The organism is Streptomyces sp. WAC04114, assembly GCF_019733245.1.
Taxonomy (GTDB): Bacteria; Actinomycetota; Actinomycetes; order Streptomycetales; family Streptomycetaceae; genus Streptomyces; species Streptomyces massasporeus_A.
Window position 1 is genome coordinate 67498 of the sequence record NZ_JAIGQA010000012.1, and the last position, 12162, is coordinate 79659.

5 protein-coding genes and 1 pseudogene are annotated in these 12162 nt (G+C 70.5%); 4 read left to right on the plus strand and 2 right to left on the minus strand.

Features of this window, described 5'->3' with window-relative positions; translation table 11 throughout:
• The first annotated feature begins 50 nt into the window (after positions 1–50).
• Positions 51–1919: a translation elongation factor 4 gene (lepA, locus tag K4G64_RS06200; RefSeq protein ID WP_221755000.1), complete on the plus strand. Its 1869-nt coding sequence runs from the start codon at positions 51–53 to the stop codon at positions 1917–1919.
• A 263-nt stretch (positions 1920–2182) separates the two neighbouring features.
• Positions 2183–4057, plus strand: coding sequence for a long-chain fatty acid--CoA ligase (locus K4G64_RS06205; protein WP_221755001.1), 1875 nt, complete (start codon positions 2183–2185; stop codon positions 4055–4057).
• Between the two features lie 96 nt (positions 4058–4153).
• On the opposite strand, the pseudogene K4G64_RS06210 reads toward K4G64_RS06205, so the two are convergent.
• Positions 4154–4590 (minus strand): annotated as a pseudogene (locus K4G64_RS06210) (two-component system response regulator); the annotation flags it as partial.
• Positions 4587–8666 (minus strand): HAMP domain-containing protein, encoded by a 4080-nt coding sequence (locus K4G64_RS06215; protein ID WP_221755002.1) that lies wholly within the window; start codon positions 8664–8666, stop codon positions 4587–4589. The gene K4G64_RS06215 and the pseudogene K4G64_RS06210, both read right to left, overlap by 4 nt.
• Before the next feature lie 177 nt (positions 8667–8843).
• Here K4G64_RS06215 and K4G64_RS06220 point away from each other — a divergent pair, with 177 nt between their 5' ends.
• Positions 8844–11099, plus strand: a complete 2256-nt coding sequence (locus tag K4G64_RS06220; protein ID WP_308122255.1) for a SpoIIE family protein phosphatase — start codon at positions 8844–8846, stop codon at positions 11097–11099.
• A gap of 48 nt (positions 11100–11147) precedes the next feature.
• On the plus strand, positions 11148–12162 hold a 1015-nt coding region (gene hemW / locus K4G64_RS06225; RefSeq protein WP_221755004.1), incomplete at its 3' end, for a radical SAM family heme chaperone HemW.

Genomic DNA, 12162 nt, shown 5'->3' on the forward strand with positions numbered 1-12162 from the left:
CCGACCCGAGACCGCAGACACTGCGGACGCCTCAAGAATCAGGACCCTGCGTGCCCGCGATCCCCAGCCACGTGCCCGAGCCGAGCCGTACCGACCCGGCTCTGATCCGCAACTTCTGCATCATCGCGCACATCGACCACGGCAAGTCCACGCTCGCCGACCGGATGCTCCAGCTGACCGGAGTGGTCGAGCAGCGGCAGATGCGCGCCCAGTACCTCGACCGCATGGACATCGAGCGCGAGCGTGGCATCACGATCAAGTCACAGGCGGTGCGTCTGCCGTGGGCCCCCACCCACGACAAGAACGACACGCACATCCTGAACATGATCGACACCCCCGGGCACGTCGACTTCACCTACGAGGTCTCCCGGTCGCTCGCCGCGTGCGAGGGGACCATCCTGCTGGTCGACGCCGCCCAGGGCATCGAGGCGCAGACCCTCGCCAACCTCTACCTGGCGATGGAGAACGACCTCAAGATCATCCCCGTGCTGAACAAGATCGACCTGCCGGCCGCGCAGCCCGAGAAGTTCTCCGAGGAGCTCGCCAACCTGGTCGGGTGCGACCCCGACGACGTGCTCAAGGTGTCCGCCAAGACGGGCCTGGGCGTCGAGGCGCTGCTCGACAAGGTCGTCGCCGAGATCCCCCCGCCGGTCGGTGTCGCGGACGCGCCCGCCCGCGCGATGATCTTCGACTCGGTCTACGACTCCTACCGCGGTGTCGTGACGTACGTCCGTGTCATCGACGGCCAGCTCAACAAGCGCGAGCGCATCCGGATGATGTCCACCGGCGCCACGCACGAGCTGCTGGAGATCGGCACCAACTCGCCGGAGATGACGCCGGCCGACGGCCTCGGCGTGGGCGAGGTGGGCTACCTCATCACCGGGGTGAAGGACGTCCGCCAGTCCAAGGTCGGTGACACCGTCACCAGCCAGCACAAGGGCGCCGAGGAGGCGCTCGGCGGCTACAAGGACCCCAAGCCCATGGTGTTCTCCGGCCTCTACCCGCTGGACGGCTCGGACTACCCGGAGCTGCGTGAGGCCCTGGACAAGCTTCAGCTCAACGACGCCGCGCTGGTCTACGAGCCGGAGACGTCCGCGGCACTCGGCTTCGGCTTCCGCGTCGGCTTCCTCGGCCTGCTGCACCTGGACGTGATCCGGGAGCGGCTGGAGCGCGAGTTCGGCCTCGACCTCATCGCCACCGCGCCGAACGTGGTCTACCGCGTCCTCATGGAGGACGGCACCGAGCACACCGTCACCAATCCGAGTGAGTTCCCCGAGGGCAAGATCTCGGAGGTCTACGAGCCGGTCGTGCGGGCCACCATCCTGGCGCCGAGCGAGTTCATCGGCTCGATCATGGAGCTGTGCCAGACCCGGCGCGGCACCCTGCTCGGCATGGACTACCTCTCCGAGGACCGGGTCGAGATCCGCTACACCCTGCCGCTCGCGGAGATCGTCTTCGACTTCTTCGACCAGCTGAAGTCCAAGACCCGCGGCTACGCCTCGCTCGACTACGAGCCCACCGGCGAGCAGACCTCCAGCCTGGTCAAGGTCGACATCCTGCTGCACGGCGACAAGGTCGACGCCTTCTCGGCGATCACCCACAAGGACGCCGCCTACGCCTACGGTGTGCGGCTCGTCGCCAAGCTGCGCGAGCTCATCCCGCGGCAGGCCTTCGAGGTGCCCATCCAGGCCGCCATCGGCTCCCGGGTCATCGCCCGCGAGACCATCCGCGCCATCCGCAAGGACGTCCTCGCCAAGTGCTACGGCGGTGACATCTCGCGTAAGCGCAAGCTGCTGGAGAAGCAGAAGGAGGGCAAGAAGCGAATGAAGATGGTGGGTTCCGTAGAGGTTCCGCAGGAGGCCTTCATCGCGGTCCTGTCCAGCGATGACAGCGCGGGGTCGGGCAAGGGCAAGAAGTAGTCACGGATTACCGAGGGTTACACCGCAATCCGGGTTGAACAGGGGCTCGTCGTGCGAAAGTGCGGCGGGCTCCTGTGCGTATGTGGGTAGCTCTCTGTACGAAGTGACAGGCCGCGGACCCTTACGCGGCGGCCGGTCGCCCTTTACTCTGATCCCTGCTCGATAGTTACTCACGAGTTAAACAACGGGCGTGACCTGCATCTCGTGAGTGCCACCCAGCCGCACCTGAGCCAGCCGCATCGTCGCGGGCCCCGGAGGATGTCGTGAGCGACACACAGACCCTGATCGAGAACCGTCCGCCCTCCGTGGCGGGCCTCTTCCTGGAGCGCGTCGCGGCCACGCCGGACGCCGAGGCCTATCGGTATCCGGTCCCAGCGTCCGCGGGCCAGGGGCCGGAGGAGTGGAAGTCGCTGAGCTGGGCGCAGGCAGCCGAGCGGGTCTACGCCATCGCGGCGGGACTCATCGAGCTGGGCGTGCAGGCCGAGCAGCGCGTCGCCCTCGCCGCCGGCACCCGGCTCGAGTGGATCCTCGCCGACCTCGGCATCATGTGCGCCGGCGCGGCCACGACCACGGTGTATCCGCAGACCAACGCCGACGAGTCCGCGTACATCCTGTCGGACTCCGAGAGCCGGGTGCTGATCGCGGAGAACGCCGAGCAGCTGGCCAAGGCCAAGGAGAAGCGCGCCGAGCTGCCCGAGCTGACGCACGTCGTGGTGATCGACGCGGCCGGTGTCGAGACCGCCGACTGGATCCTCACCCTGGACGAGCTGGAGAAGCGCGGCGCGGCCCGGCTGGAGAAGGACCCCGAGCTGATCAAGGAGCGGGTCGGCGCGATCACCAAGGACCAGCTGGCCACCCTCATCTACACCTCCGGCACGACGGGCCGCCCCAAGGGCGTGCGCCTGCCGCACGACAACTGGTCGTACATGGCGAAGGCGATCGCCGCGACCGGGCTGGTCGGCGCCGAGGACGTCCAGTACCTCTGGCTGCCGCTCGCGCACGTCTTCGGCAAGGTGCTGACCTCCGGGCAGATCGAGGTCGGGCACGTCACCGCCGTGGACGGCCGCGTCGACAAGATCATCGAGAACCTGCCGGTGGTGCAGCCGACGTACATGGCGGCCGTGCCGCGCATCTTCGAGAAGGTCTACAACGGCGTGGCCGCGAAGGCCCGCGCCGGCGGCGGCGCCAAGTACAAGATCTTCCAGTGGGCGGCCGAGGTGGCCCGCGAGTACGCCAAGGTCTCGCAGGACAACTTCCGGCGGACCGGCACCGCGTCCGTGCCGTTCGGGCTGGGCGCCAAGCACAAGGTCGCCGACGCGCTGGTCTTCGCCAAGATCCGCGAGGCCTTCGGCGGCAACCTGCGTGCGTGCGTCTCGGGCTCCGCCGCGCTGTCGCCGGAGATCGGCTACTTCTTCGCGGGCGCCGGCATCCACATCCTGGAGGGCTACGGCCTGACCGAGTCCTCGGCCGCGTCCTTCGTGAACCCGGGCGAGGCCTACCGCACCGGCACGGTCGGCAAGCCGCTGCCCGGCACGGAGGTGCGGATCGCCGACGACGGGGAGATCCTGCTGCGCGGCCCGGGCATCATGGAGGGCTACCACAAGCTGCCCGAGAAGACCGCCGAGGTGCTGGAGCCGGACGGCTGGTTCCACACCGGGGACATCGGCGAGCTGTCGCCCGACGGGTACCTGCGGATCACCGACCGCAAGAAGGACCTCATCAAGACCTCGGGCGGCAAGTACATCGCCCCGGCGGAGGTCGAGGGGCAGTTCAAGGCGGTCTGCCCGTACGTCTCCAACATCCTGGTGCACGGGGCCGACCGGAACTTCTGCACGGCGCTCATCGCGCTCGACGAGGCCGCGATCACCGAGTGGGCCAAGGACAACGGGCTCGAGGGGAAGCCGTACGCGGAGATCGTCGCCGCGCCGGTGACCGTCGAGATGGTCGACGGTTACGTGAAGCAGCTCAACGAGGGGCTTCAGCGGTGGCAGACCATCAAGAAGTTCCGGCTGCTGCCGCGCGACCTCGACGTCGAGCACGGTGAGATCACGCCGAGCCTGAAGCTGAAGCGGCCGGTGGTGGAGCGGGAGTACAAGCACCTGATCGAGGAGATGTACGAGGGCTCTCGCGAGGCGTAGGGAGGCGGGGGACGTGTGGCGGCTATGGGCCAGCTGTGGCTTGTCGCGCAGTTCCCCGCGCCCCTAAGGAACCTGTCCCACCCGGCGTTTGAGGTCCTGGACCTCCGCGCGCAGGCGTTCCACCTCCCTGCCTTTTCGGTAGAGGTCCAGGAAGACGCTGACCTTCGCCCGGAGGACCCAGGGGTCGAACGGCTTGGTCACGTAGTCGGCGGCGCCGGTCGCGTAGCCGCGGAAGGCGTAGCCCGAGTCGTCGTCCGCCCCGGTGAGGAAGATGATCGGGACGTCCCGGGTCTGGCGAGGCGTTTGATGTGGGACGCCGTCTCGAAGCCGTCCATGCCGGGCATGCGGATGTCCAGCAGGACCAGGGCGATCGGCCGGCGCAGGAGGGCCTTCAGGGCCTCCTCGCCGGAACGGGCCCGGAAGAGCGGCTCGTTGAGGGAGGCCAGCACGGCCTCCAGGGCGGTCAGATTGTCCTCCATGTCGTCGACCAGGAGGATTCCGGCGCGTTCGGGGTGGGTGGCCGTGCCGCTCATGCCTCTTCTTCCGTGCCCTCGGGGTCCAGCAGTTCGCACACGACCGTCAGCAGGCGGTCGATGTCCACCGGCTTGGGCACGTAGTCGTTGGCGCCGCGCGCGATGGACTTCTCCCGGTCGCCGGGCATCGCCTTGGCGGTCAGCGCCACGATCGGCAGGCCCGTCCAGCGGGGTGTGCGGCGGATCGCGGAGATGGTCTCGTAGCCGTCCATCTCCGGCATCATGATGTCCATCAGGACCAGTTCGACGTTCGGGCTGCGCTCCAGCGTCTCGATGCCCTCACGGCCGTTCTCCGCGTAGAGCACGGTCATGCCGACCCGGCCCAGGACATGGGTGAGGGCGAAGACGTTGCGGATGTCGTCGTCGACGATCAGCACCCGCCGGCCGGCCAGGATCCGGCCCGGCCTGCCGGACGTCCACGCCTCCAGCTTCGTGGGGGACGGCCAGGCGTCGTCCGTGTCGTGCGCGACCGGGAAGGGCCCGGTGGTCGGCTGGAGCGGCAGGGGCAGGTCGGCGCGGTCCTCGGGGAGGGGCGCGGGAGCCGTGTGCCCGGGGCTGACGACGGGCACGTACAAGGTGAACGTGGAACCCTTGCCGGGTTCGCTCTCGGCGACGATCCGCCCGCCGAGCAGGCCCGCGATCTCCCGGCTGATGGACAGGCCGAGGCCGGTCCCGCCGTACTTGCGGTTGGTGGTGCCGTCGGCCTGCTGGAACGCCTCGAAGATCACGGGGAGCTTCTCCGGCGCGATCCCGATGCCGGTGTCGGACACGGCGAACGCGATGACGTCGTCGGTGTCCCGGACCCAGCGGTGCTCGGCGTCCTGCACCCGGTCCACCCGCAGCTCGACCTTGCCGTTCGCGGTGAACTTGATCGCGTTCGAGAGCAGGTTGCGCAGGATCTGCTGGAGGCGCTGCTCGTCCGAGAACATCTCGCGCGGTACGTCCTCGCCCACCGCCACCTCGAAGGCCAGCCCCCGGTCCAGGGTGAGCGGGCGGAACGTGGCGTGGACGTAGTCGAGCAGCTTGATGAGGGGGAGCCGCTTGGGGCGTACGTCCATCCGGCCGGCCTCGATCTTCGACAGGTCCAGGATGTCGTTGATCAGTTGCAGGAGGTCCGAGCCCGAGCGGTGGATGGTCGTCGCGAACTGCACCTCCTGGTCGGAGAGATGGCCGTCGGGGTTGTCGGAGAGCAGCCGGGCCAGGATCAGCAGGGAGTTCAGCGGTGTGCGCAGCTCGTGCGACATGTTGGCCAGGAACTCGGACTTGTACTGGGAGGACGTGGCCAGCAGGGCGGCCTTCTCCTCCAGTTCGGCGTTGGAGCGCTGGAGTTCGCCCTGCTGCTTCTGGAGTTCGTCGGAGCGTTCCTGGAGCTGCATGGCCAGGCGCTGGGACTCGCCGAGCAGGGACTCCGTGCGGGAGTTGGCGATGATCGTGTTGATGGCGACGCCGATGGTGTTGACGAACTGGTCGAAGAACGCCAGGTGCACATCGGAGAAGCGGGAGAACGAGGCGAGTTCGATGACGCCGAGGAGCTTGTCCTCGAAGAGGATTGGGATGATGACGATCGTGGTCGGGGCCGCCTCGCCGAGACCGCTGTTGATCTTGATGTAGTCGGGCGGGGCGCCCTCCACCAGGATCCGCTTCTTCTCCCGGGCCGCCTGCGCGACCAGACCGTGCACGGGCAGGCCGCCGGTCTCGACGGTCGCGTCCTGGGCGGCGCCGTAGCCGGCGATGAAGGCCAGACCCTTGGTGGGAACCGTCGCGCCGTCCTCCTCCGGGTCGGCCAGGTAGAACGCGCCGTACTGGGCGTTCACCAGCGGGGTCAGCTCGCGGAGTATCAGGTCGGCGACCTCCATCAGGTCCCGGTGGCCCTGCATCAGGGCGGCGAGCCGGGCCAGGTTGGACTCCAGCCAGTCCTTCGCACGGGTCGTCTCGCGCAGGTTGGCCACCATCAGGTTGATGTTGTCCTTCAGCTCGGCGACCTCGCCCTGCGTCTCCACGGTGATCGAGCGGGACATGTCGCCCTGGGCCACGGCGGAGGCGACCTCGGCGATGGCGCGGACCTGGGTGGTGAGGTTGGACGCGAGTTCGTTGACGTTGGTCGTCAGGCGCTTCCAGGTGCCGTAGACGCCCTCGACCCGGGCCTGGCCGCCGAGTTGCCCCTCGGAGCCGACCTCGCGGGCGACCCGCGTGACCTCGGAGGAGAACGAGGAGAGCGTGTCGACCATGGTGTTGATGGTCGTCTTCAGCTCCAGGATCTCGCCGCGCGCGTCCACGTCGATCTTCCGGGACAGGTCGCCCTGCGCCACGGCCGTCGCGACCTGGGCGATGTTGCGCACCTGGGAGGTGAGGTTGTCGGCCATGTAGTTGACGTTGTCCGTCAGGTCCCGCCAGACGCCGGAGACACCCAGCACCTGGGCCCGGCCGCCGAGCCGCCCGTCGGTGCCGACCTCGCGGGCCACGCGGGTCACCTCGTCGGCGAAGGCGCGCAGCTGCTCCACCATCGTGTTGACGGTGTCCTTCAGTTCCAGGATCTCGCCGCGCGCGTCGACCGTGATCTTCTTCGACAGGTCGCCGTTGGCCACGGCGGTCGTCACCTGGGCGATGTTGCGGACCTGCGAGGTCAGGTTCAGCGCCATGAAGTTGACGTTGTCGGTGAGGTCCTTCCAGACGCCGGAGACGCCCCTGACCTGCGCCTGTCCGCCGAGGTTGCCCTCGGTGCCGACCTCGCGGGCGACGCGGGTCACCTCGTCGGCGAAGGCGGACAGCTGGTCGACCATCGTGTTGATCGTGGACTTGAGCTCCAGGATCTCGCCCTTGGCCTCCACGGTGATCTTCTTGCCGAGGTCGCCCTGGGCGACGGCGGTGGAGACCAGGGCGATGTTGCGCACCTGGGAGGTGAGGTTGTCGGCCATGAAGTTGACGTTGTCGGTGAGGTCCTTCCAGACGCCGGAGACGCCCCGGACCTGAGCCCTGCCGCCGAGATTGCCTTCCGTGCCGACCTCGCGGGCCACGCGGGTCACCTCGTCGGCGAAGGCGGACAGCTGGTCCACCATCGTGTTGATGGTCGACTTGAGCTCCAGGATCTCGCCCTGCGCGTCGACCGTGATCTTCTGGGACAGGTCGCCGTTGGCCACGGCCGTCGTCACCTGGGCGATGTTGCGGACCTGCGAGGTGAGGTTCGACGCCATGAAGTTGACGTTGTCGGTGAGGTCCTTCCACACCCCGGACACGCCGCGCACCTGCGCCCGGCCGCCCAACTGGCCCTCGGTGCCGACCTCGCGGGCGACTCGGGTCACCTCGTCGGCGAAGGCGGACAGCTGGTCGACCATCGTGTTGACGGTCAGCTTCAGCTCCAGCAGCTCGCCGGTCGCCTCCACCGTCACCGTGCGGGTCAGGTCGCCCCGGGCCACCGCCGTCGTCACCGCGGCGATGTCCCGCACCTGGGCCGTCAGCCGGGCCGCCATCGTGTTGACGGCCTCCGTCACGTCCCGCCAACTGCCCGACAGGCCCTGCACCTTGGCCCGGCCGCCGAGCCTGCCCTCGGTGCCGACCTCGCGCGCGACCCGCGTCACCTCGCCGGTGAACAGGGAGAGCTGGTCCACCATCTTGTTGACGGCCCGGCCCAGGTGGCGCAGGTCGCCTCGCAACTGCCGCGTCCCGTCGTGCAGATCGACCCGCTGGGTCAGATCGCCGCCGGCCACCGCGTCCAGGACACGGGTGGCGTTCGCCGCCGGGGCGACCAGGGCGTCGAGCAGTTGGTTCACATCGTTGACCCGGGACGTCCACAGCCCCTGGCCCGGGCTGGCCGAGAGCCGCTCGTCGAGCCGGCCGTGCCGCACCAGCTCCCGTCTGACGCGCCGCGTCTCGGAGGTGAAGTGGACGCTGCGGTCCATGATCTGGTTGAAGACCGTGGTGAGTTCGGCCACGATGCCGTGGCCGGATTCCGGAACCTTGGTGAAATCACCGTCACGTGCCGCTGTCATGGCTGCGAGCAGGGGCCGCAGATCGGATGCACGAATCTGACCGTCTTCGTGCCGGTCTTCGACCACAGGAGTAGCACTGTTCTCACTCATGGCGGCCCACTTCGGTAACTCGGCGCTTATGGGCGGGGCCAGTCTGTCACTCTGTCGGCATCGACTGTGGCGTATTCGTACGAACTGCCCGGGGAGCTGTCCATGGGGGCCATTCCGACGCAACGGGAGACCGCGTCCCGTGCCTCAGAGGCGCCTGCACACGCTTGGGAGACGCCCGTGCCCGTCCAGGAGGGGCCCGTTTCCGAGGAGCCCGCACCGTCCGCGGAGGTGATCACGCCGTCCGCCGGGGCGCTCACCTCCGAGGCGCCCGCACCGGAGCGTGCGCGGGCGTGCGCGACCCTGTCCGGCAGTTCCGCCGCGCCGGGCGCCGCACGCGCCCTGGTGCGCTCGGCGCTCACCGAGTGGACCGGGCTCGGCCTGCCCGGCGCCGGGCACCTCACCGACCGCCTCGCCGACGACGCCACGCTCGTCGTCAGCGAACTCGTCACCAACGCCGTCGTGCACGCCGGTACCGACGTCGAGATGGAGTGCCGGCTGGAGGGCGACACCCCGGACACGGCCGCGCTCGTCGTCGAGGTCTCCGACCACCACCCCTCCCGTGCCCCGCGCGGCGGCGAGCCGGAGACGCCGCACGACACCCCCGAGTACGGGCGCGGCCTGCGGCTCGTCGGCGCGCTCTCCGAGGCGTGGGGGATCACCTACCGCACGGGCCGCAAGACCGTCTGGGCGCGGCTGCCCGCCGGGGGGTGCGCGGCGGGCGAGCAGATCGAGGCGTACGCCGGGGAGCACGCGCTGGCGCGCGGCCTGCGGGTGGCGGAGATCCTGGCGCCCGACCCGCGCCCGGGCGACGAGACGTCGGCGGAGATCCCGGCGTCCGGGTCGTGCCAGGGCGACGAGGCGGTGGAGGCCCTACGGGCCTGGCGTGGCGGAGGCGACCCGTGGGGCCTGCGCGACGGAGGAGAGACATGGGACCTGTGTGACGGAGCAGAGACGTGGGACTCGCGGGTGGGCGGAGAGGCACGGGACTGGCCCGCCTTACGGGAGGACCGTGGCCTGCGCGACTGGAACGACCTACGGGACTGGCGGGACCGGCACGAGAACCGCGACGGACGCAACGGGCCCGACGGCGCCTGGCTCGGCCGCGGCGCCCTGTCCTTCCTCGCCGAGGCCTCCGACCTGCTCGCCGGGCAGCTCGACGAGGACCTGGTCGCGGCCCTCGCCGGGCAGCTGATCGTGCCCCGGCTGGCCGACTGGTGCGCGGTGTGGCTGGAGGACGAGGCCACCGGCGGCGGCTGGAGCGGCGGAGCGGGCGCGGGCGGACCGCGCCTCGCCCGGGTCTGGCACGGCAGCGAGAACCGCATAGAGGAGCTGCGCCGCGTCCTGGAGAAGGACCCGCCGCAGCCGTTCGACCCGACGGGGTCGTCGTCCCCGTTCGAACGCAACCGGGAGCAGGGCAGGTCCGGACCCGTCGACTACCCCTGGCCCGGCGAGGCGCTCGGCGACAGCGAGCCCGGCTCGGCCCTGGCGTACCGGCTGGTCGCCGGGGGACGCCCGCTGGGCACCCTCGTCATCGGGCGCTCCGGGAAGGCCGGCTTCCCCGACGAGATCACCGGCCTCGCGGAGGACCTCAGCCGCCGGGTCGCACTCGCCATCGGCGCCGCCCGCCAGTACGCCCGCCAGGCCACCATCAGCGCCGTCCTGCAGCGCGGCCTGCTGCCCGGCGCCGTGGCCGAGATCCCCGGCATGCGCAGCGCCCTCGTCTACGAGCCGTGCGACAAGGGCGGCCCGAGCGGCGACTTCTACGACCTGTTCCCGGCCGGCGACGGCCGCTGGTGCTTCGCCGTGGGCGACGTCCAGGGCAAGGGGCCCGAGGCGGCCGTGGTGATCGGTCTGGCCCGCCCCTGGCTGCGGCTGCTGGCCCGCGAGGGCTATCGGGTCGCCGACGTCCTCGACCGCCTCAACCAGCTGCTCCTCGACGACGCCACGGAGGCCGCCGACGCGGCGGCCCGGGCGCTGGTGGCCGCGGGCGCGCGTCCGACCCCGCCCGGGGACGGCCCCCAGACGCGCTTCCTGTCCCTGCTGTACGGCGAGCTCGTGCCCTTCGACGGCGGCGTCCGCTGCACCGTCGCCTCCGCCGGGCACCCGCTGCCGCTGCTGCTCGGGGCGGGCGGCGAGGTCCACACGGCCGCGCAGCCCCAGACCCTCCTCGGCGTCGTCGAGGACGCCACCTACACCAGCGAGACCTTCGAGCTGCGCTCCGGGGACACGCTGCTGTGTGTCACCGACGGCGTGACCGAGCGCCGCTCGGGCTCCCGCCAGTTCGACGACGGGGACGGGCTGGCGACGGCCCTGGCCGGGTGCGCCGGGCTGGACGCGGAGCTCATAGCCGAGCGGATCAAGCGCCTGGTGCACGAGTTCGGGGCGCGCCCGCCCGCGGACGATCTCGCGCTGCTGGTCCTCCAGGCGGACTGAGAGCCGCTCCGGGCGGAGCGGGCGCGCCGGTGCTGGACAATGGAAGGCATGCCTTCCGCACTCCCCGACGGCGAGCCCGTCCCCGACGACGGCGCGCTGCCCGCGTCCGCGCTCGCCGGGGCCGCCGACCGCCCGCTCGGGTTCTACCTGCACGTCCCGTACTGCGCGACCCGCTGCGGCTACTGCGACTTCAACACGTACACCGCGACCGAGCTGCGCGGCACCGGCGGGGTGCTGGCGTCCCGCGACAACTACGCCGAGACGCTGGCCGACGAGGTCCGACTGGCGCGCAAGGTACTGGGCGACGATCCGCGCCCCGTGCGCACGGTGTTCGTGGGCGGGGGCACGCCCACGCTGCTGGACGCCGGGGATCTCGTACGGATGCTGAAGGCCGTGCGGGACGAGTTCGGGCTGGCGGAGGACGCCGAGGTCACCACCGAGGCGAACCCGGAGTCGGTCGACCCCGCGTATCTGGCCGCCCTGCGCGAGGGGGGCTTCAACCGGATCTCCTTCGGGATGCAGAGTGCGCGGCAGCACGTGCTGAAGGTGCTGGACCGTACGCACACGCCGGGGCGGCCCGAGGCGTGCGTGGCGGAGGCCCGGGCGGCCGGGTTCGACCATGTGAACCTCGACCTGATCTACGGCACGCCGGGGGAGTCCGACGACGACTGGCGGGCGTCGCTGGACGCGGTGATGGGGGCCGGGCCGGATCACGTCAGCGCGTACGCGTTGATCGTCGAGGAGGGGACGCAGCTCGCGCGGCGGATCCGTCGGGGCGAGGTGCCGATGACCGACGACGACGTGCATGCCGACCGGTACCTGATCGCGGACGAGGTTCTCTCGGGCGCGGGCTTCGAGTGGTACGAGGTGTCGAACTGGGCGACCTCGCGGGCCGGGCGGTGCCTGCACAACGAGCTGTACTGGCGGGGGGCCGACTGGTGGGGGGCCGGGCCCGGCGCGCACAGTCACGTGGGCGGGGTGCGGTGGTGGAACGTCAAGCATCCCGGGGCGTATGCGGCTGCGCTGGCGGCGGGGCGGTCGCCTGGGGCGGGGCGTGAGGTGC